This window comes from Thalassovita mangrovi (genome assembly GCF_009857745.1).
Taxonomy (GTDB): Bacteria; Pseudomonadota; Alphaproteobacteria; order Rhodobacterales; family Rhodobacteraceae; genus Thalassobius; species Thalassobius mangrovi.
Genome location: NZ_WWEN01000001.1, coordinates 262347 through 283770 on the forward strand (window position 1 = coordinate 262347; position 21424 = coordinate 283770).

20 protein-coding genes are annotated in these 21424 nt (G+C 62.7%); 7 read left to right on the forward strand and 13 right to left on the reverse strand.

Annotated elements, in window-relative coordinates; all coding sequences use genetic code 11:
- Positions 1-105: 105 nt before the first annotated feature.
- Entirely contained in the window at positions 106-864 is a 759-nt protein-coding gene (locus tag GR167_RS01275; RefSeq protein ID WP_160971626.1) for an IclR family transcriptional regulator domain-containing protein, read from the reverse strand.
- A gap of 106 nt (positions 865-970) precedes the next feature.
- On the opposite strand from GR167_RS01275, the gene GR167_RS01280 reads away from it, so the two are divergent.
- The 4 genes from GR167_RS01280 (at position 971) to GR167_RS01295 (ending at position 5305) form a co-directional block, all read left to right on the forward strand.
- Positions 971-1690: a 3-oxoacid CoA-transferase subunit A gene (locus GR167_RS01280; RefSeq protein WP_160971627.1), complete on the forward strand. Its 720-nt coding sequence runs from the start codon at positions 971-973 to the stop codon at positions 1688-1690.
- The gene (locus tag GR167_RS01285) at positions 1690-2367 is read left to right on the forward strand and encodes a 3-oxoacid CoA-transferase subunit B (protein WP_160971628.1); all 678 of its coding nucleotides are present in this window, start codon (positions 1690-1692) and stop codon (positions 2365-2367) included. Before GR167_RS01280 ends, GR167_RS01285 begins: the two co-directional genes overlap by 1 nt.
- Positions 2367-3572, forward strand: coding sequence for a 3-oxoadipyl-CoA thiolase (pcaF, locus tag GR167_RS01290; RefSeq protein ID WP_160971629.1), 1206 nt, complete (start codon positions 2367-2369; stop codon positions 3570-3572). The genes GR167_RS01285 and pcaF overlap by 1 nt, the downstream gene beginning before the upstream one ends.
- 386 nt (positions 3573-3958) lie before the next feature.
- Complete coding sequence (locus GR167_RS01295; RefSeq protein WP_160971630.1) at positions 3959-5305, forward strand: ferredoxin reductase family protein; 1347 nt, start codon at positions 3959-3961, stop codon at positions 5303-5305.
- 68 nt (positions 5306-5373) lie between these two features.
- Here GR167_RS01295 and GR167_RS01300 read toward each other — a convergent pair whose 3' ends face one another.
- On the reverse strand, positions 5374-6594 hold the full coding sequence (locus tag GR167_RS01300; RefSeq protein WP_160971631.1) for an acyl-CoA dehydrogenase: 1221 nt from the start codon (positions 6592-6594) through the stop codon (positions 5374-5376).
- A 106-nt stretch (positions 6595-6700) separates the two neighbouring features.
- On the opposite strand from GR167_RS01300, the gene GR167_RS01305 reads away from it, so the two are divergent.
- Entirely contained in the window at positions 6701-7609 is a 909-nt protein-coding gene (locus tag GR167_RS01305) for a LysR family transcriptional regulator (protein WP_370741223.1), read from the forward strand.
- A gap of 6 nt (positions 7610-7615) precedes the next feature.
- Here GR167_RS01305 and phoB read toward each other — a convergent pair whose 3' ends face one another.
- From phoB to GR167_RS01360, 11 genes are all read right to left on the reverse strand, one after another.
- The gene (gene phoB, locus GR167_RS01310; protein ID WP_160971633.1) at positions 7616-8305 is read right to left on the reverse strand and encodes a phosphate regulon transcriptional regulator PhoB; all 690 of its coding nucleotides are present in this window, start codon (positions 8303-8305) and stop codon (positions 7616-7618) included.
- Positions 8306-8310: 5 nt separating this feature from the next.
- The gene (gene phoU, locus GR167_RS01315; RefSeq protein ID WP_160971634.1) at positions 8311-9027 is read right to left on the reverse strand and encodes a phosphate signaling complex protein PhoU; all 717 of its coding nucleotides are present in this window, start codon (positions 9025-9027) and stop codon (positions 8311-8313) included.
- Between the two features lie 31 nt (positions 9028-9058).
- Positions 9059-9856 (reverse strand): phosphate ABC transporter ATP-binding protein PstB, encoded by a 798-nt coding sequence (pstB, locus tag GR167_RS01320; protein WP_160971635.1) that lies wholly within the window; start codon positions 9854-9856, stop codon positions 9059-9061.
- 22 nt (positions 9857-9878) lie between these two features.
- Positions 9879-11234, reverse strand: coding sequence for a phosphate ABC transporter permease PstA (gene pstA / locus GR167_RS01325; protein WP_160971636.1), 1356 nt, complete (start codon positions 11232-11234; stop codon positions 9879-9881).
- Positions 11231-12691, reverse strand: coding sequence for a phosphate ABC transporter permease subunit PstC (gene pstC, locus GR167_RS01330; protein ID WP_160971637.1), 1461 nt, complete (start codon positions 12689-12691; stop codon positions 11231-11233). The genes pstA and pstC overlap by 4 nt, the downstream gene beginning before the upstream one ends.
- 77 nt (positions 12692-12768) lie before the next feature.
- Positions 12769-13809: a substrate-binding domain-containing protein gene (locus GR167_RS01335; RefSeq protein WP_160971638.1), complete on the reverse strand. Its 1041-nt coding sequence runs from the start codon at positions 13807-13809 to the stop codon at positions 12769-12771.
- Between the two features lie 251 nt (positions 13810-14060).
- Positions 14061-15104, reverse strand: coding sequence for an ATP-binding protein (locus GR167_RS01340; protein WP_160971639.1), 1044 nt, complete (start codon positions 15102-15104; stop codon positions 14061-14063).
- Between the two features lie 7 nt (positions 15105-15111).
- Positions 15112-15642: a gamma carbonic anhydrase family protein gene (locus GR167_RS01345; RefSeq protein ID WP_160971640.1), complete on the reverse strand. Its 531-nt coding sequence runs from the start codon at positions 15640-15642 to the stop codon at positions 15112-15114.
- Entirely contained in the window at positions 15639-16280 is a 642-nt protein-coding gene (gmk, locus tag GR167_RS01350; RefSeq protein WP_160971641.1) for a guanylate kinase, read from the reverse strand. Before gmk ends, GR167_RS01345 begins: the two co-directional genes overlap by 4 nt.
- A gap of 9 nt (positions 16281-16289) precedes the next feature.
- Complete coding sequence (locus GR167_RS01355) at positions 16290-17168, reverse strand: YicC/YloC family endoribonuclease (protein ID WP_160971642.1); 879 nt, start codon at positions 17166-17168, stop codon at positions 16290-16292.
- 192 nt (positions 17169-17360) lie between these two features.
- Positions 17361-18728 carry a class II 3-deoxy-7-phosphoheptulonate synthase gene (locus tag GR167_RS01360; RefSeq protein ID WP_160971643.1) on the reverse strand — a complete coding sequence of 456 codons (1368 nt, stop codon included), beginning with the start codon at positions 18726-18728 and terminating at the stop codon, positions 17361-17363.
- A gap of 171 nt (positions 18729-18899) precedes the next feature.
- Here GR167_RS01360 and GR167_RS01365 point away from each other — a divergent pair, with 171 nt between their 5' ends.
- Together GR167_RS01365 and GR167_RS01370 are read left to right on the forward strand one after the other, a co-directional pair.
- Positions 18900-19901, forward strand: a complete 1002-nt coding sequence (locus tag GR167_RS01365) for a GlxA family transcriptional regulator (RefSeq protein WP_212769790.1) — start codon at positions 18900-18902, stop codon at positions 19899-19901.
- A gap of 337 nt (positions 19902-20238) precedes the next feature.
- Positions 20239-21420: an ABC transporter substrate-binding protein gene (locus GR167_RS01370; RefSeq protein WP_160971645.1), complete on the forward strand. Its 1182-nt coding sequence runs from the start codon at positions 20239-20241 to the stop codon at positions 21418-21420.
- Positions 21421-21424 lie beyond the last annotated feature (4 nt).

A 21424-nucleotide genomic window follows, 5' to 3' on the forward strand; every position in this document is an offset into this window, starting at 1 on the left:
AAAGCTATATATTTAAATCCGCAGCGGGAATGCAATCAAAAATTGAATTCAGTGATATGCATCCGTTCATCCGCATGGGCCTGCGGGCGGGCGGGTCTGCGGGGGTCAGAGCACCCGGCTCAGCCCGGTCTGCACCTTCCTGAGCGCTGGCAGATACTGCTCCACCACCTGTTGCGGATCGCCATGTGTCGCCGCCATGCCGGTGTTCAGCGCCGCCACCGTCGTGCCGCGCCCGTCGCGCAGCGGCACCGCCAGCGACCGCAGCCCGGTTTCGATTTCCTGATCGTTCAATGCATAGCCCTGGTCGCGCACCTTTGCGATTTCGGCCATGATGTCATCCGGATCGGTCAGGCTGCGCGGGCTGCGCGGCGTCAGGTCCGACGCGTCGATAATGGCGCGGGCCTGGTCGATGGGCAGGGCGGCCAGCAACACCCGCCCCATCGAGGTGCAATGCGCCGGCAGCCGCGATCCCGGCATCAGACCGATCGACATCACCCGTTTCTGCGCCGCCCGCGCCAGGTAGACGATTTCGGTACCATCGAGGATCGACACCGAAACGCTTTCGCCGATCTGTTCGGTCAGCTGATCAAGCCAGGGTTGTACGATCTGCGGCAAGGGAAGCGACGCGATCGCCCCCATGCCCAGCCGTAAAACCCGCGGCGTCAGGGTGAAATACTTGCCGTCGTAATCGGCATAACCTTCGGCATGCAGCGTCAATAGGCAGCGCCGCGCGGTGGCCCGGTCCAGCCCGGTGTCCTGCGCCACCTGCGAAATCGACAGGCGCGGGGCATCGGCGCGGAAACATTCCAGCACCCGCAGCCCCTTGGCGAGGGAATGGATGTGATCGGTGGTTTTGTTCATCATGCGCACATTTTCGGACGGGATATGAACAAAAATCACTATTCGCACAAAACCCTTAGGGCAAGCGCCATTCTGTCCTATCTAAATTGCGGAGGATACGGAGGAGTTCATGGACAAGACCATTGCAAGCCTGGCCGAGGCGGTTTCGGGCATTCCCGACGGGGCCGTTTTGATGATCGGCGGTTTCGGCGGATCGGGCGCGCCGATCGAGCTGATCCACGCGCTGATCGACCGCTACCGCGCTACCGGATCGCCCGGGAACCTGACGGTGGTGAACAACAATGCCGGTACCGGAAAGATCGGAATCTCGGCGATGATCGATGCCGGGATGGTGCGGAAAATCATCTGTTCCTATCCGCGCACCAAGGATCATGAATCCTTTGCGAACAAATACCTGTCCGGCGAACTTGAACTGGAACTGGTGCCGCAGGGCACGCTGTCGGAACGCATCCGCGCCGCCGGCGCTGGCATTCCTGCCTTCTTCACGCCGACCGGCTATGGCACCGACCTTGCCGAGGGCAAGCAGATCCAGGAATTCGACGGCAAACCTTATGTGATGGAACGCTGGCTGAAGGCCGACTTCGCCCTCATCAAGGCGGAACTGGGCGATCCGCATGGCAACCTGACGTACCGGTTGGCGGCGCGCAACTTCAACCCGACCATGTGCATGGCCGCCGACACCGCCATCGCACAGGTCAGCAGCGCGGTGCCGCTGGGCGGGATCGATCCGGTCGATGTGATCACGCCAGGCATCTTCGTCAGCGGCATCGTCGAGGTGCCCAATCCGCAACAGGAAGAAGACCTGATCCGCGCCGGGGAGGTGCATTGATGAGCTGGCAGAAACTGACCAACGCGCAGATCGCCTGGCGCGCGGCGCAGGACATCGAAGACGGTGCTTACGTCAATCTGGGCATCGGCTTCCCGGAAATGGTCGCCAAATACCCGCCCGAAGGCCGCGACGTGATCTATCACAGCGAAAACGGCATCCTCGGCTTCGGCGAAGCGCCGCCCGAGGGCGAAGAAGACTGGGACCTGATCAACGCGGGCAAGAAGGCGGTGACGCTCAATCCCGGGGCCTCGATCTTCCACCATACCGACAGTTTCGCCATGGTGCGCGGCGGCCATCTGGACGTGGCGATCCTCGGCGCCTACCAGGTGGCACAGAACGGCGACCTGGCCAACTGGCGCATCGGAACGTCGGGCATTCCGGCGGTGGGTGGCGCGATGGACCTGGTGCATGGGGCAGGGCGCGTGGCCGTGGTCACCGAACACACCACCAAGGACGGCAAGCCGAAACTGGTCGAGCGTTGTTCCTTCCCACTGACAGGCGTTGGCTGCGTGACCCGCATCTATAGCTCGCTGGCGGTGGTCGACATCGAAGACGGCCATTTCGTCCTGCGCGAAAAAATCCCCGATATTTCAATGGATAACCTGCAATCCCTGACCGGCGCGCCGCTGCATACAGACGGCGCGGTCGGGGATCTCATCACACCGGAGCTGACCTGATGAAAGACGTCTATATCTGCGATTATATCCGCACGCCCATTGGCCGTTTCGGCGGGTCTCTGGCCTCGGTGCGGGCCGACGACCTGGGCGCGATCCCACTGAGGGCGCTGGCCGAGCGCAACCCCGCAATGGACCTTGCCGCGATCGAGGAAGTGATCCTGGGCTGCGCCAACCAGGCCGGTGAAGACAATCGAAACGTGGCCCGTATGTCACTGTTATTGGCGGGTTTTCCGGATTGCGTTCCGGGCAGCACCGTGAACCGTCTGTGCGGATCGGGGATGGACGCAGTGATCACCGCCGCGCGTGCGATCAAGGCGGGCGAAGCCGACCTGATCGTCGCGGGCGGCGTTGAAAGCATGTCGCGCGCGCCCTTCGTGATGCCCAAGGCGGAAAGCGCGTTTTCACGCGCCAACGCGATCTATGACACCACCATCGGCTGGCGCTTCATCAATCCGCTGATGAAGGCGCAATATGGCGTCGACTCAATGCCGGAAACCGCTGAAAACGTGGTTGAGGAATTCAACGTAAGCCGCGAAGATCAAGACCTTTTTGCGGTCCGGTCGCAGCAGAAAGCCGGCATCGCGCAGGAAAACGGTCGTCTGAGCCGGGAAATCACGCCTGTGACCATCCCACAGCGCAAGGGCGATCCGATCGTCGTGGATACCGACGAACATCCGCGTCCCGCAACCACGATCGAGGCCTTGGGCAAGCTGCGCGCGCCGTTCCGCGATGGCGGTTCTGTCACCGCAGGCAATGCCAGCGGCGTCAATGACGGCGCCGCCGCGCTGATCATCGCCAGCGAAGACGCCATTAAGAAACATGGGCTTACGCCGATTGCACGTATTCTGGGCGGCGCCACGGCCGGCGTTCCGCCGCGGATCATGGGGATCGGTCCGGCGCCGGCCTCGAAGAAACTGATGGCGCGGCTGGGTCTGAGCCAAAGCGATTTCGACGTGATCGAGCTGAACGAGGCGTTCGCGTGCCAGGGGCTCGCCACGTTGCGCGATCTGGGCGTTGCCGATGACGATCCGCGGGTGAACCCGAACGGCGGCGCGATTTCGCTGGGCCATCCGTTGGGCATGTCGGGCGCGCGGATCACCGGAACGGCGGCGCTGGAGATGAAGCTGAATGGCGGCAAGCGGTCGCTGTCGACGATGTGCATCGGCGTGGGCCAGGGCATCGCCATCGCATTGGAAGCGGTGTAACGTGAAAAGGCCGGGCGCAAAGCCCGGCCTGAGCACTTATCGGCAGGGATTTGATAAATATTGAGGATTTATAAAATCCTCGCCCTCTCACCACAACATAATATTAACATAATACCGATTATGCGAATTACGTATCCGGGCAGCCAACGCCATTGTCTGCGCTCGCCCCGTTTCTACTGAGACCGTTATTTTGGCCACCTGCCATTCCAGTCAAGCATCGACGTGGCCGGTCAAATTGAACGTCCCTTTCACAGCCGCCTGTTTGTCGGATGAGACGAAACTGACCCAACGAAAAGACTTTGACCGCGACGAAATCCCTGAACCCGCGCGTATAATCGGCGTTAGCATATCGACATCCGCCTTCGCCGGTTGGGAAAGGAAAGATCATGACGCGGACCAATTTAAGAATTTTCTGGGGTTTTTGGATCGCGATCGGCGCGCTCTGGCTCGTCCTGAACTTCGACATATTCTCGGCCTCGGGCGTATTTGCGCTTCGCCAGTTCATCATGCAGTGGTCCGGCGTTCTTGCCATCGCCGCGATGAGCGTGGCGATGATCCTGTCGCTGCGCTCGCGCTGGCTTGAGGCCCGCCTTGACGGGCTCGACAAGATGTACCGGCTTCATAAATGGATCGGCATCGGGGCGCTTGGGCTTTCGATCTTTCACTGGCTGTGGTCAGAAGCGCCGAAATGGGCCGTCGGTGCCGGTCTGCTGGAACGGCCACAGCGCGGTCCGCGCCCGGAAATCACCGATCCGGTGCGCGCCTATCTCGGGTCGTTTCGCGGCACCGCCGAGGAACTGGGCGAAATCGCCTTCTATGCGGTGGTGATCCTGCTGGTGATCGCGCTGGTGAAATTGGTCCCCTACCGGCTGTTCCGCTATAGCCACCGCGTTCTGCCGTTGTCCTATCTCGCCCTGGTGTTTCACAGCGTGATCCTGGTCGATTATGACATGTGGGTCACGCCGCTCGGGATCGTCTTGGCACTGCTGATGATCGCGGGCAGCTATGGCGCGCTGGTTTCTCTGGTCGGCGCCATCGGTTACAAGCGCCGGGTCACCGGCGAAATCACCGCCATGCATGAATATCCCGGTGTCCGTTCTCTCGAAACCGAAATCAGGATCGGCACCGGTTGGCCCGGGCACAAGGCCGGGCAATTCGCCTTCGTGACCTCGAACCGGTTCGAGGGCGCGCATCCCTATACCATCGCCTCGGCCTGGAATCCCATCGATCCCAAGATCGCCTTCGTCACCAAGGAACTGGGCGATCATACCTCGGATCTCGCTGAAAAGCTGCAGATCGGGCAGCAGGTGAAGGTCGAAGGCCCCTATGGCTGCTTCACCTTCGATGACGGGCTGCCGCGGCAAATCTGGGTCGGCGCGGGCATCGGCATCACGCCGTTCCTGGCCCGGCTCAAGGAAATGGCGATCGCCGATCCCGATGCCCCGTGCCCGGAAATCGATCTGTTCCATTCGACGCGCGAAATCGACGAGGCTGCGCTGGAACGCATCGCCGCCGATGCGCGCGCCGCGAATGTCCGGCTGCATGTGCTGATCGATGAACGCGACGGCTTTCTTGGCGCGGAACGCATCCGCGAAGCCGTGCCGGGCTGGAGCGAGGCCAGCCTGTGGTTCTGCGGACCAAGCGGCTTCGGCAAGAGCCTGCGCGCCGATTTCGCCGCACAAGGCATGGATGTGGACAAGCGCTTCCACCAGGAACTGTTCGAAATGCGCTGACCTTGGGCCCGTTTTGACGAGCATTGGCAGGGGGCGCGGTCGCAACCGCGCCCCCTGCCCTTCATTCCTCAGAAGAACGCCTGCAGCCCGGTCTGCGCCCGGCCGAGGATCAGCGCGTGAACGTCATGCGCGCCCTCATAGGTGTTCACGGTTTCCAGGTTCACCATGTGGCGGATGACGCCGAATTCCAGGCTGATGCCGTTGCCGCCATGCATGTCACGCGACATCCGCGCGATATCCAGCGCCTTGCCGCAGTTGTTGCGCTTGACGATGCTGATCATCTCCGGCGCCGCTTCGGCCTTGTCCATCAGGCGGCCCACTTGCAGCGATGCCTGCAGGCCAAGCGCGATTTCGGTCTGCATATCGGCCAGCTTCTTCTGATACAGCTGCGTCTGCGCCAGCGGCCGCTTGAACTGGTGCCGGTCCAAACCGTATTGCCGCGCCGCATGCCAGCAGAATTCGGCCGCGCCCAGAACGCCCCAGCTGATGCCGTAGCGCGCCCGGTTCAGACAGCCGAACGGACCTTTCAGACCCTCGACAAAGGGCAGCAAAGCGTCTTCGCCGACTTCCACGTTGTCCAGCACGATTTCCCCGGTGATCGAGGCGCGCAGGCTCATCTTGTTCTGGATTTTCGGTGCGCTCAGCCCCTTCATGCCTTTTTCCAGCACGAAACCGCGGATCTTGCCGCCATGCGCATCCGACTTGGCCCAGACGACGAAAACATCGGCGATCGGGCTGTTGGAAATCCACATCTTCGACCCGGTCAGCACGTAACCGTTTTCGGTCTTGGTGGCGCGGGTTTTCATGCCCGCCGGGTCCGAACCGGCATCGGGTTCGGTCAGGCCGAAACAGCCGATCCATTCGCCGCTGGCCAGTTTCGGCAGGTATTTCTGCCGCTGTTCTTCGCTGCCATAAGCATAGATCGGGTACATCACCAGGCTCGATTGCACCGACATCATCGACCGGTAGCCGCTATCGACCCGCTCGACCTCGCGCGCGACCAAGCCGTAGGACACATAGCCCGCGCCGATGCCGCCGTATTGTTCCGGCACGGTGACGCCCAAGAGGCCCATTTCACCCATTTCGCGGAAGATCTCCGGATCGGTCTGTTCTTCCTCGAAAGCCTTCAGCACGCGCGGCTGCAGCTTTTCCTGGCAATAGGCATGGGCGCTGTCGCGGATCATCCGTTCGTCTTCGCTCAGCTGAGCGTCGAACTTGAACGGGTCGGCCCAGTCGAAGGCATTCAGGTCGGGCGCATCCTTGGCGCGCAGTTCGGGGCGATCGGTCATGACGGGGTCCTCCTCATGAGTTTTTCTTGCGTTCCATCAGGCAATACGCCAAACAGGCCTGCGAAAACAGCGAATATTTCGCATCACTTCATGAGTTAACCGCATGATCGCGCCGCAAAGACGCCTGCTCCCCTCGATCGCCTCGCTGCGCGCGCTGGAAGCGCTGGACCGTCTGGGCAGCGCCACCGCGGCCGCGGAGGAGCTGAACCAGACCCAAAGCGCGGTCAGCCGTCAGTTGCAGGCGCTGGAAAGCCAGCTGGGCACCACGCTGATCGTCCGCGAACGCAAGACCATGCGGCTGACCCCGGCGGCGGCGGAATATGCCGCGACGATCCGCGGCGCGCTGCAGGTGATCGCGCAGGCGTCGCTGAAGGTGCAGATCAACCCGCGCGGCGGCAGCCTGAACCTGGCGATCCTGCCCACCTTCGGGATGCGCTGGCTGGTGCCCCGCCTGCCCGATTTCGCGGCCCGCCACCCCGAGATCACCATCAACATGGCGACCCGGCTGAAACCCTTCGATTTCGCGTCTGAGCCTTTCGACGCGGCGATCCATTTCGGCAACGCCGAATGGCCCGGCACCGAGAACCTGAAGCTGAAGACGGAAAACCTGCTGCCGGTCTGTGCCCCCAAGGTGCTGCGCGACGTGACCATCGCCCATCCGCGCGACATGCTGGACATGCCGCTTTTACACATCGAAACCCGGCCCAAGGCCTGGGCGCAATGGTTCGAAAGCTACGGGGTGGATGCCAGCGGCATCAGCGGCACCCTGTTCGACCAGTTTTCCACCATCCTGCAGGCGGCGGTGCATGGGTTGGGCGTGGCGCTGCTGCCCGATTACCTGGTGCAGCAGGACCTGGCGGATGGCAATCTGGTGGTGGCCTATGGCGGCCCGACCCGACCCCTGGGGGCCTATTACCTGGTCTGGCCGGTGGCGAAATCCGGCGACAGCGCGCTGAAAACCTTCCGCGACTGGCTGGCGACCCGGGCAGAGGACGAAGACCCCCTGCCCCGTTGATCCGCCTCAGCCCAAGGCGTAGCCGGCGCCGCGCACGGTGCGCAGCGGATCGGAACCGCCATGGCGCGTCAGCGCCTTGCGCAGCCGGCCGATATGGACGTCCACGGTGCGGGTATCGACATAGATGTCGCGGCCCCAGACCCGGTCAAGCAGCTGTTCGCGGCTCCATACCCGGCCGGGCTTTTCCATGAAGGTCGACAGCAGCCGGAATTCGGTCGGCCCCAGCTTCAGCGCCTCGCCGTCGCGGGTTACCCGGTGGGTTTCCGCGTCCAGCACGATGTCTTCGTATTCCAGCCGCTCGCCCACCGTGGCGGGACGGGTCCGGCGCAGCTGCGCGCGTACCCGGGCCATCAGTTCGACCAGCGAATAGGGTTTCACCACGTAATCGTCGGCGCCGGTTTCCAGCCCGCGCACCCGGTCGACTTCCTCGGACCGGGCCGACAGCATGATGATCGGGATGGAACGGGTTTCCGGCCGGGTCTTCAGACGGCGGCAGACCTCGATCCCCGACACGCTGGGCAGCATCCAGTCCAGCACGATGATGTCGGGGTTTTCTTCGTCCACCATGATCAGGCCGTCTTCGCCGTTCTCGGCCTTGACGACGCGAAACCCCTCGGCTTCGAGGTTGTAGGCCAGCACTTCGCGCTGCGCCGGTTCATCCTCGACCACCAGGACGGTAGGTTGTGTAGTCGACACCTTACTCAGACCTTTCCAAGCTTCGGATCAACCGACGTCTGGTCGCCCTTCGGGCGGCTCATGTCGGGGATCTCGCCCTTGACCAGATAGATCACCTGTTCGGCGATCGAGGTGACGTGATCGCCCATCCGTTCGGTGTTCTTGGCGATGAAATGCAGGTGCATGCAGGCGGTGATGTTGCGCGGGTCTTCCATCATGAAGGTCAGGAATTCGCGGAACAGCGCGTTATACATCTGGTCGACGTCTTCATCGCGGTGGATCACGTCCATCGCAAGCTCGGCGTCGCGCTGGATATAGGCGTCAAGCGCGTCTTTCAGCATCAGCTGCACTTCGCGCGCCATCCGGCGCAGCGCCGCGTGCGACCCGTTGATCGGCGACATCTGCACCAACACGCCGGTCCGCTTGGCCATGTTTTTCGCGTAATCGCCGATCCGTTCCAGATTACCGGCGATCTTCATCACGCTCAGGATCACCCGCAGGTCCGACGCCGCCGGCGCCCGCAGCGCGATCAGCCGGGCGGTGTTTTCGTTTATCAGGGTTTCCAGCTCGTCGATCGCGTGATCGCCGTTGCGCACCCGCTCGGCCAGTTCCTCGTCGCGTTCCTCAAGCGATTGCGACGCTTTCAGGATCGCCTCCTCGACAAGCCCGCCCATCTTCATGATCTGGGCCTGCACGGCCTCCAGGTCGCGGTCGAAGGATTTTACGATATGTGATTCGGTCATAATACGGAGTCCTCAATCATGGTCCGATGCATCAACCGATGCGGCCGGTGATGTAGCTTTCGGTGCGCGGGTCCACCGGGTTGGTAAAGATCTGGCTGGTTTCGCCGAACTCCACCAGGTTGCCCAAGTGGAAGAAGGCGGTCTTCTGGCTGACCCGGGCCGCCTGCTGCATCGAGTGGGTGACGATCACCACCGAATAATCCTGGCGCAGCTCGTCGATCAGTTCCTCGACCTGGGCCGTGGCGATCGGGTCGAGCGCCGAACAGGGTTCGTCCATCAAGAGGACCTCGGGTTCGGTGGCCACCGCGCGGGCAATGCAAAGGCGCTGCTGCTGGCCGCCCGACAACCCGGTGCCGGGCTGATCCAGACGGTCCTTGACCTCGTCCCAGATGGCGCCGCGGCGCAGGGACTTTTCGACGATCACGTCCAGATCGGCCTTGTTCTTGGCTAGCCCGTGGATGCGCGGACCATAGGCGATGTTGTCATAGATCGATTTCGGGAACGGGTTCGGTTTCTGGAACACCATGCCCACCTTGGCGCGCAGCTGCACCGGATCGACCTTCTTGTCGTAGATGTCTTCGCCGTCCAGCAGGATCTTGCCCTCGACCCGGCAGATGTCAATCGTGTCGTTCATCCGGTTCAGGCAACGCAGGAAGGTGGATTTGCCGCAGCCCGACGGGCCGATGAAGGCAGTGACGGTCTTGTCCTCGATCTTGACCGAGACGTCCTTGATCGCGTGGGTGTCGCCGTAGTAAACCTGAACGTCCTCGGCGTTGATCTTGATTTCTTTCTGGTCCACGGCGTTCTCCGGAATGAGTGTATCGTACATTGGGTACTTCCCTTGTAACAGCTTACCAGCGGCGTTCGAAACGGCGGCGCAGGATAATGGCGATGGCGTTCATGATCAGCAGGAACACCAGAAGGACGATGATGGCGCCCGAGGCCCGTTCGACGAAGGCCGGGTCGGACCGCTGCGTCCAGTTATAGACCTGGACCGGCAGCGCGGCGGCGGGATCGAAGAACCCTTCCGGCGGCGCCGACGGGAAGTCGCGCACGAAGGCGACCATGCCGATCAGCAGCAGCGGCGCGGTTTCGCCCAGGGCCTGGGCCAGTCCGATGATGGTGCCGGTCAGGATGCCCGGCGCGGCCAGCGGCAGCACGTGGTGGAATACCGACTGCATTTTCGAAGCGCCGATGCCCAGGGCCGCGTCGCGGATCGACGGCGGCACCGCCTTGAGCGAGGCGCGGGTGGCGATGATGATCGTCGGCAGCGTCATCAGCGTCAGCACCAGCCCGCCCACGATCGGGGCCGATTGCGGCAGATGTGCGAAGTTGATGAAGATCGCCAGGCCAAGGATACCGAACACGATCGACGGCACCGCGGCGAGGTTCGAGATATTGACCTCGATGATGTCGGTGAACCAGTTCTTCGGCGCGAATTCCTCAAGGTAGATCGAGGCCGCCACACCGATCGGCAGCGCCAGCACCAGCACCACGATCATCATGTAGAACGATCCCAGGATCGCCACGCCCAGACCGGCGGCCTCGGGCCGGTTTTCCGACGCATCCGCGCGTGTCAGGAAGCCCCAGTTGAACTTGGTTTTCAGCAGGCCCGCCGCTTTCAGCTGGTCGGCCAGTTGCAGCTGCTCGGGCGACACGTTCTTGTCCCGCTCGGCGCTTTCCATCGTCACCCGGCCCTTGAAATAGCCGTCGATCCTGCCCCCGGCGAGGAAGTCGAACCGCACCGTTTCGCCGATCATGTCGGGGTTTTCCAGAACGTAGCGGCGCAGCTCGGCCGGGCCTTCCTTGGAAATCATCTTGGCGGCTTCGCTCGACTTCATGCCTTCCAGGCCGATTTCGGGCTTTTCGAATTCCTTATCGAAAGCGGCCTTGATCAGCGGCGCGTAGCCGAAGGTCGACACTTTGGCGATCGCTTCGGGATCGCGGGTGCCGTCCTTGTCCAGCTTCGCCGGATCAAGATAGACGTCGAGCGAGATGAAGGTCTGCCTGAAGGCCGAGGACCCGTTCGCCAGGATCGACGTCATCAGCGCGACCAGCGCCAGGATTGCGATGCCGATGGCAATCGCGCCATAGGCCTTGAAGCGAGCCTCGGAAGCGTTGCGCTTCTTGGTGCGCACATCCTGCTGCAGAAGCGAACTGGTATGTTTGCTGCTCGGCGAGGTTTCGGGCATGGACGCGTCGGTCATTCATACTGCTCCCGGTATTTGCGCACGATGTAGAGCGCGAGGACATTCAGCCCCAGAGTGACAACGAAAAGCGACAGGCCGAGCGCGAAGGCCACCAGCGTTTCAGGGCTGGCGAATTCGGTGTCGCCGGTCAGCTGGCTGACGATTTTCACGGTGATCGTCGTCATCGCCTCGAACGGGTTGAGGCTGAGCTTGGCGGCGGCCCCTGCCCCCATCACCACGATCATGGTTTCGCCGATGGCGCGGCTGGCGGCCAGCAACACGGCGCCGACGATGCCGGGCAATGCGGCGGGCAGGATCACCTGCTTGATGGTTTCGGATTTGGTCGCGCCCAGCCCGTAGGACCCGTCGCGCATCGCCTGCGGCACCGCGTTGATCACGTCATCGGACAGCGACGACACGAAGGGGATCAGCATGATGCCCAGCACCACGCCCGCGGTCAGCACCGAAGACGACGAATTGCCCAGCCCCAGCGGTTCGGCGAAATAATCGCGCAGCAGCGGACCCACGGTGATCAGCGCAAACAGACCGTAGACGATGGTCGGGATACCGGCCAGGATCTCGATCGCGGGCTTGGCGAAGGAACGCACGTGCTTGCTGGCATATTCGGACAGGTACACGGCGGCCAGAAGCCCGATCGGCACCGCGAAGATCAGCGCCACGAAGGACACGTAAAGCGTGCCCCACAGCAGCGGCAGGATGCCCAGGTCGGACCCGCCCTGGAACTGCGGGTTCCAGATCGAGCTGAAGAAGAAATCCTTCGCCGGGTAGAGCCGGAAGAAATGCAGCGTTTCGAACAGCAGCGAAAAGATGATCCCGACGGTGGTCAGGATCGCCACCGAGGACGACAGGATCAGCAGCGCCTTGATCGCGTGTTCCGAAACGTTGCGGGCGCGATAGTCGGGATTGATCCGCAGCAGCGAGAAGGCCGCGCCGGCAAGGCTGGCCCCGATCACGATCACCGCCATGGCAAGGCGCAGCTTGGCAGCGAGTTCACGATAGGTCTTGGCCGCCATGAACACGTTCTGGCGGACTTCCGAAGCGACGGCGATGCCAACCTCGCCCAGGCGGGTCCGCAGGTCGGACAGGTCGGCGCGCATGTCCTCGATACGGTCTTCGGTCAGGGTTCCGGCATCGACGGCCACGTCGAGACCGTCGGCGATGCGCCGGACATCGGTCATCACCAGGCTGAGCGAGCCGCCCTCGGGAATATCGGCCGGCGCGATCATCTCCGACACCTGGCCTTCGATATAGAGGGGCTGCAGCAACAGCCAGAGAACCGCGATCATCAGCGCCGGCGCGGCGCTGAACAGAGCGACGGTCAGACCGTAATAATTCGGGCGGGAATGCAGGTTGCGGATATCGCCGCCTGCAGTTGCGATTGCGCGAGAGCGGCCCACAAAGAAACCGGCACAAGCGATGAGTAGGACGACAAGAATAATGAGGCCGGCGCTCATGATGGCTCCATCGCGGAAAATGTTTGGGAGGTAGAGACAGGTGGCGCCGGATCGGCGCCACCTGCTGGATCAGACGCTTAGTTCAGCGCGCCCATCGGAACGCCGTTGGCGACCATTTCCTGGGTCTTGGCCAGTTCCGGGTCCGAAACCAGACCGTATTCGGCCAGCGGGCCGTCGGGGCCTGCGATTTCATCCGACACGAAGAAGTCGATGTATTCCTGCAGGCCGGGGATCACACCCAGGTGCGCTTTCTTCACGTAGAAGAACAGCGGGCGCGACACCGGGTATTCGCCGGTTGCGATCGATTCGGTCGAGGGTACGATGCCGCCCATGGTGGCAACGCGCAGCTTGTCGGTGTTGTTTTCGTAGAACGACAGACCGAAGACGCCCAGGGCCTGCGGGTTGGCTTCCAGACGGGCCAGGGTTTCGGTGTAGTCGCCGTCGATGTCGACCGAAACGCCGTCGGTGCGCAGGGTGTAGCAGGCTTTCGCAGCCTTTTTCTTGTCGCCGCCGTTGGCTTCTTTGTAGATATCATAGGCGCCGGTGGCTTTACAGCCGGCTTCCAGAACCTTCACGTCGAAGACTTCGCGGGTGCCGTGCTTGGTGCCCGGGATGAAGGCCAGGATGGCTTGGTCGGCCAGGTCGCCGTTCACGTCGGCCCAGGTTTTGTTGGTGTTGTCGACCAGCTTGCCGTCGACGACGACCTGAGCGGCCAGAGCGTTGTACCAGTCGGCCGGGGTGAAGGCGAATTCCGGGCCGTTGATGTCCGAGGCAAAGACGATGCCGTCATAGCCGATACGGACTTCCATGATTTCGTTGACGCCGTTGCTGGCGCACAGGTCGATATCCGACTGCTTGATGCGCGAGGACGAGTTGGCGATGTCGATGGTGTTTTCGCCGACACCTTCACACATTTTCTTACGGCCGGCACCCGAACCGCCACCTTCAACGACGGGGGTCGGGAAGTCGAAGTTTTCGCCGAAGGCTTCGGCGACGATGGTTGCGTAGGGCAGAACGGTCGACGAACCGGCGATCTGGATCTGATCACGGGCCGAAGCAGCGGTTGCGGAAACGGCAGCGATCGCTAGAGCCGAGGCGGTCAGTTTCACGAAGGACATAGGGAAACTCCTGATTTCGTTTTGTGCAGGATCATCCATTTTGATGATCTCAAAAGGCGGCCTATCGGGTTCACACGATGCTTTTGTGACAGCTATGTAACAGTTACATGACAACCGGCCATTAATTGCCGGCAGATCGTCACACTGAAACAAGGAATAATGCTTACCCCTTGTTTTAAATCATTTTATTTATCGGAAATGCTGCACGCAGAAAAACCCGCCGCAGGCCGCCAGATAGACAAGTGACGCCGTTAGTCTAGCGCCGGAAGAATCACGGTGAAGCGGCTGCCCTCTCCGGCGGTGCTTTCGATCTTCAGCCGGCCGCGGTGCCGGTTGACGATATGCTTGACGATGGCCAGCCCCAAACCGGTGCCGCCCATTTCGCGCGACCGGTGGCTGTCGACGCGGTAAAACCGTTCGGTCAGCCGCGGCAGATGCACTTGGTCGATGCCCGACCCGGTATCGCGCACCTCGACCCGCACCCCGGGTCCGCGCAGCGCCGGATCGCGCTGCATCTGGGTCAGCCGAACGGTCACCGTCTGATCGGTGCCGCCGTATTTGATCGCGTTCTCGATCAGGTTGGTGAAGACCTGGCGCAGCTGGTCTTCGTCGCCGGGCACCAGCACCGGGGTCGAGGGCAATTCGTCCTGCAGGGTGACCCGCGACTTTTCCGCCACCGGCGCGATGCGGCGCAGGGTCGATCCGATCAGTTCGGTCAGGTCGGTGCTTTGCGACGGGCGGATGCGTTCTTCGGATTCCACCTGGCTCAGCGACAGCAGGTCGCTGACCAGCCGGTTCATCCGCCCCGCTTCGTTCATCATGATGCCCAGGAAACGTTCCTGCGCCGCCGGGTCCTTGCTGGCCGGGCCCTGCAGGGTTTCGATGAACCCCATCAGCGCGGTCAGCGGCGTGCGCAGTTCGTGGCTGACATTGGCGACGAAATCCCGCCGCATCTGGCTGATCGCCTCGACATGGGTGATGTCTTCGAAACTGACCAGCACGCCATGCCCCTCGGCCAGGTCGATATAACCGCAATGAACCTGATAGGTCATTTCATTGCGGTCGGCGCTGGTCAGGTAGCGGGTGGTCTTGGGCTTGCGCGAGGTCGCGCAGGCCTCGATCGCGTCGAGAACCGATGGGTGGCGCAGCACGGTGACCAGGTGGCGGCCCGCCAGCCCCTGCCCCAGCAGCTTTTCCGCCCGGGCATTGGCGCCGACGATCCTGTCGCCCTGCGTGACCATCAGCGTGGGCAATGGCAGGGCGTCGATCAGCCCCTGGATGGCATCCTGCGTCATGTCGGTCTCAGTCGATCGCTTGCAGCCCCGCGCGGAAGCGGCGCATGTTGTCCTGATAGTGCCTGGCGCTCCAGCGCAGCTTTTCGATGGCGTCCTCGTCGAGCTGGCGCACCACCTTGCCCGGCGCCCCCATCACCAGCGACCCGTCGGGGATTTCCTTGCCCTCGGTGATCAAGGCATTGGCCCCGATCAGACAGTTCTTGCCGATCTTGGCGCCGTTCAGCACCGTCGCACCCATGCCGATCAGGCTGTTTTCGCCGATGGTGCAGCCATGCAGCATCGCCCGGTGGCCGATGGTGCAGCCCGCCGCGATGGTCAGCGGGAAACCCTTGTCGGTATGCATCACCGTGTTTTCCTGCACGTTGCTGCCCGCGCCGATGCGGATTTCCTCGTTATCGCCGCGCAGCGTGCAGCCGAACCAGACCGAGGATGCCTCTTCCAGCACCACGTTGCCGATCACGTTGGCATCCGGCGCGACCCAGAAATCGCCGCTTTCGGGGGTGACCGGCGCTTTGCCGTCCAATGCGTAAAGGGTCATGATATGTCCTCGAATTCGCTTTGCAGGTTGCGCACATGTTCGACCAGCGCCGGTTGCTGCAGCCGCCGCAGGCGGGTCGCCTGCACGATGGTTTTCAGATCCTGCGCCGTGTTGTCCAGATCGTCGTTGATCAGCACGTAATCGTAGCTGCCCCAGTGGCTGATCTCGTCCCAGCTTTTCTGCATCCGCTTGGCGATCACTTCTGCGCTGTCCTGATCGCGGGTCACCAGACGGCGGTGCAGTTCCTTGATCGAGGGGGGCAGGATGAAGATCGACAAGGTATGCGCGGCCAAGGCCGAGTTGCGGATCTGTTCGGCACCCTGCCAGTCGATGTCGAACAGCACGTCCTGGCCGTTGTCGATGGCGGCCTGGACCGGCCCCTTGGGCGAGCCGTAGAAATTGCCGAACACATGGGCGTGTTCCAGCATCTCGCCATCGGCCACGTCGCGCTTGAACTTTTCCTCGGTCAGGAAATGGTAATCCTGCCCATCCACTTCGCCCGGGCGCGGATCGCGGGTGGTGGCCGAGACCGAGAACCGGATCGTCGGGTCCCAGTCGCGCAACCGGCGGGTCAGGGTCGATTTTCCCGCGCCCGAAGGCGAGGACAGGATGATCAGAAGGCCGCGTCGCTGGCTCATTGTCCGGGGTTACTCCACATTCTGCACTTGTTCGCGCATTTGATCGATCACGGTCTTCAGGTCCAGCCCGATCCGCGTAAGATCGGCATTTTGCGACTTGGAACACAGCGTGTTGGCTTCGCGATTGAATTCCTGCATGAGGAAATCGATTTTCCGCCCCACCGGATTGCGTTCCTGCAAAAGCCCGCGCGCCGCGCCGATATGGGCCTTCAGCCGGTCGAGTTCCTCGGTCACGTCCGATTTCACCGCGATCAGCGCCAGTTCCTGCGCGATGCGCTGTTCATCCACCGCGTCGGTGTTCTGGGTCACCCGGTCCAGCGCATTGCGCAACGCCGCCGCCATTTCCGACCGGCGCGCCGCCACCGCTTCCTCGGCCTGTGCGACCAGCGTTTCGATCTCGCCGGTCTGCCGGGTCAGCACCGCGTGCAGCGCCTCGCCCTCGGAGGCGCGCATCGCCAGGAACTGCGCCAGCAGCGGTTCGAAATCCGCGATCAGCGCCGCCGCCAGCTCCTTGGTTTCCTGCTCGGGCGAGGTCTGTTCCAAAACGCCCCTCACCGACAGCAGATCGGCCGCCGTGGTCTGGGCCAGCGACAGCCCGCGTTCCTTGGCCTTGTGTTCGACCGTCGCCAAAGCCGAGAGGACCGAAGCCAGCACCGCGTCGTTGACCGACAATTCGCTGCCCATCTCTTCGCGCTGCACCCTGAGCGTAAGGGTGACGTTGCCGCGGCCCAATGCCTTGCCCAGACGAGCGCGCAAGGCGGTTTCCAGCCCCTCGATCCAGTCGGGTACGCGCAGCCGCAGGTCCAGCCCCTTGGCGTTGACCGACCGCATTTCCCAGGTCCAGCTGAACGGCGCATGGGCGCCGGTGCCGGACGCGAACCCTGTCATCGACTGTATCAAAGGCCCCTCCCCCCGCGTGAGATTTTCCTTGGGCTTAGCCCAGTTTGCCCCGTGAGGCCAGCGCAACCGGCGGTGGGGGAATGGAGGGGCGCTGCCCCTCTTGGCCCTTGGCCAATTCACCCCGGGATATTTTTGAACAGAAGAAGTGGGGGCGGCCCGGCAAGGGCGCGCCCCGATTACTCAGCCCGCCTTGGCCTGGCTGTTTTCGCGCAGCGCCGAAAGTTCCTCGGCTACCAGGAAAGCCAGTTCCAGCGACTGGCTGGCGTTCAGGCGCGGGTCGCAGGCGGTGTGGTAGCGCGCCGACAGGTCCTCTTCGGTCACCGCGCGCACGCCGCCGGTGCATTCGGTCACGTCCTGGCCGGTCATTTCGAAATGCACGCCGCCCGGGATGGTGCCCTCGGCGCGGTGGATGGCGAAGAATTCCTGCACCTCGCGCAGCACCGATTCAAACGGCCGGGTCTTGTAGCCGGTGGCCGACTTGATCGTGTTGCCATGCATCGGGTCGCAGGTCCAAAGCACCTTGGCGCCCTCTTCCTGCACCGCCTTGATCAGCCGCGGCAGGTGATCGCCGACATTGCCGGCGCCGAAACGGGCGATCAGGGTCAGACGGCCCTCTTCGTTTTCCGGGTTCAGCTTGGCCATCAGCACCTTGAGGTCCTCGGCGGTGGTGGTGGGACCGCATTTCAGCCCGATCGGGTTCAGCACGCCGCGGCAGAATTCCACATGGGCGCCGTCGGGCTGCCGGGTGCGGTCGCCGATCCAGATCATGTGACCCGAGCCCGCCAGCCACTTGCCGGAGGTGGAATCGATCCGGCACAGCGCCTCTTCGTATTCCAGCAGCAGCGCTTCGTGGCTGGTGTAGAAATCCACCGTCTGCAGCGAGGGTTCACGGTCGCTGTCGAGCCCGGCGGCCTTCATGAAATCGAGCGTGTCGCTGATCCGGTTGGCCATGTCGCGGTATTTTGCAGCCTTTTCGCCCTCGGCAAAGCCCAGCGTCCAGGAATGCACCTGGTGCACATCGGCATAGCCGCCGGTGGAAAAGGCGCGCAGCAGGTTCAGCGTCGCCGCGGCCTGGGTATAGGCCTGCAGCATCTTGTTCGGATCGGGGATCCGCGCCTCGGGGGTGAAGGCCAGTTCGTTGATGATGTCGCCGCGATAGCTGGGCAGTTCCACCTCGCCCACGGTTTCGGTCGGCGCAGACCGGGGCTTGGCGAATTGACCGGCCATGCGGCCGACCTTCACCACCGGCACCTTGGCGCCATAGGTCAGCACCATCGCCATCTGCAGCATCACCTTGAAAGTGTCGCGGATCGCGTTGGCGCTGAATTGCTCAAAACTTTCGGCGCAGTCGCCGCCCTGCAGCAGGAAGGCTTCTCCGCGCGAGGCGGCGCCAAGGGCAGCTTTCAGCTTGCGCGCCTCACCGGCGAAGACCAGCGGCGGATATTTGGACAGCTGCGCCTCGACGGCGTTCAGCGCGGCCTGATCCGTATAATCGGGCATCTGAACCCTAGGCTTCGAACGCCAATTGGTTTTTTGCCACTCGCTCATGGTCGTAACTCCGGTTCGTCAACTAATGTCGTTTTCCTATATAGAACCCGTCGGTCCCTGACCATAACCGATTCAAAAACTTCATATATGGCATGGTCGCGGGGCCCCGGCCCTTGCGCGGCGTTCAAAAAGCTGCTGTGCTCACCCCCATTCTGGCAAAGGATCGCAGCCATGGATACATCTCGCAAGGCCGTCGAAGTGTCGGGCGTCACCAGCAGGCCCCGTCGCTTTGTCTTTGTTTTGATGGAAAATTTCACGCTGATGAGCTTCTCTGCGGCGCTCGAATGCCTGCGCCTTGCCAACCGGATGTCGGGCAAGCAGCTTTATGACTGGATCCTGATCGGTGAAGGTGGCGACAGCGTGCGCTGTTCTGCGGGAACCGAATTCAAGCTCGATGGCGGGCTGGACGAACTGACCCGCGACGACACGCTGATCCTGTGCGGCGGCGAACACGTGCAGAAGGCCACCAGCAAGAAACTGCTGTCCTGGCTGCGCCGCGAAGCGCGCAAGGGAATCATGATCGGCGGGGTTTGCACCGCCACCTATGCGCTGGCCAAGGCCGGGCTGCTGGACGGCAAGCGCGCCACGATCCACTGGGAAAACCACGACAGTTTCATCGAGGAATTCGACGAGGTGGAACTGACCAAGTCGGTCTTCGTGGTCGATGGCAACCGGATGACCGCCGCCGGCGGCACCTCGGCGATCGACATGATGCTGAACAGGATCGCCGGCGATTACGGCGCGGACCTGTCCAATGCGGTGGCCGACCAGATGATCTATTCCACCATCCGCACCGACCAGGATACGCAGCGCCTGTCGGTGCCGTCGCGCATCGGCGTGCGCCACCCCAAGCTGAGCCGGGTGATCCGCGACATGGAGGCCAATATCGAGGAACCGATCAGCCCCTCGGTTCTGGCGCAGCAGGTCGGCATGTCGACGCGGCAGCTGGAGCGGCTGTTCCGCCGGTACCTCAACCGCAGCCCGAAACGCTATTACATGGAGCTGCGTCTGCAGAAGGCGCGCAACCTGCTGATGCAGACCGACATGAGCGTGATCAACGTGGCGCTGGCCTGCGGTTTCGCCTCGCCGTCGCATTTTTCCAAATGCTACCGGGCGCATTACAACACCACGCCTTACCGCGAACGCGGCAGCCATGCCTCGCCGGCCGGGTGAGCGCCCAATAGATTCGCATCACTGGACGATTGCCCCAACGTCACCCTGTTTCGGATCGCGACGGGTCAGAGCGCAATTGCCTCCCGCTTTGCAGATCAGCTTCGGGATTGTCGGGTTGCATTGCTGGAATTTCACCATCGTAAAAGTGGCAAAACAAGCAATTATTGTCGTGAATTGGTTACAAAACGTCCTTTCGGCCATCCGCGCCGGGGCGGATGCAGCAGCGGTCCGATCACCGCGTCCCTACCGGCTATTGGGTATTCCTGAGTACTTTTCATTTCCGGAAACCGGCGATAGGGTTCGCACCGGACCTATGTTCCAACACGGGAGAAGACTTATGAAAAAAATGCTTATGGCGACCGCCGCAACCGCCCTGATGGCTGGCGGCGCGATGGCCGATGAAATCAAACTCGGTGTGATCCTGGGCTTCACCGGCCCGATCGAATCCCTGACGCCCTCGATGGCCGACGGCGCCGAGCTGGCGATGAAGGAAGTCAGCGACAGCGGCAAGCTGCTGGGCGGCGCCACCGTCGCGCCGGTGCGTGCTGACTCGACCTGCGTCGACGCAGGCGCGGCCACCGCGGCCGCCGAACGCCTGGTCACCGCCGAAGGCGTCAAGGGCATCATGGGCGCCGACTGTTCCGGCGTCACCGGTGCGATCCTGGCCAACGTCGCCGTGCCGAACGGCGTGGTCATGATTTCGCCCTCGGCCACTTCGCCCGCCCTGTCGGAAGCCGAAGACAACGGCCTGTTCTTCCGGACCGCCCCGTCGGATGCCCGCCAGGGTGTCGTGATGAGCGAAATCCTGATGGAAGAAGGCATCAAGGAAGTCGCGCTGACCTACACCAACAACGACTACGGCAAGGGTCTGGCCGACAGCTTCAAGGCTGCCTACGAAGGCATGGGCGGCACCGTGACCATCAACGCCGCGCATGAAGACGGCAAGGCCGACTACACCGCGGAAGTCGCGGCACTGGCAGCGGCCGGCGGTCAGCGTCTGGTCGTCGCGGGTTACGTCGACCAGGGCGGTGCCGGCATCGTCCGCGCGGCGCTGGACATGGGCGCATTCGACAGCTTCCACTTCCCCGACGGCATGATCGGCCAGGCGCTGGAAGACAACTTCGGTTCGGAAGTCGAAGGCTCGACCGGTCAGCACCCCGGCACCGACAGCCCGGGCGCGGCGAAATTCGTCGAACAGGTCGGCGGTGCATTCGACGCCACCTCGCCCTTCACCCCGGAATCCTACGACGCTGCCGCTCTGATCATGCTGGCGATGCAGGCGGCCGGTTCGGCAGAACCGGGCGACTACAAGTCCAAGGTCATGGACGTCGCCAACGCACCGGGTGAAAAGATCTATCCCGGCGAGCTGGGCAAGGCGCTGGACATCATCGCCGGCGGCGGTGACATCGATTACGTCGGCGCAACCGCCGTCGAACTGATCGGTCCCGGTGAATCGGCAGGCAACTACCGCCAGATCACCTTCAAGGACGGCAAGATCACCACGGTGAAGTATCGCTAAGATC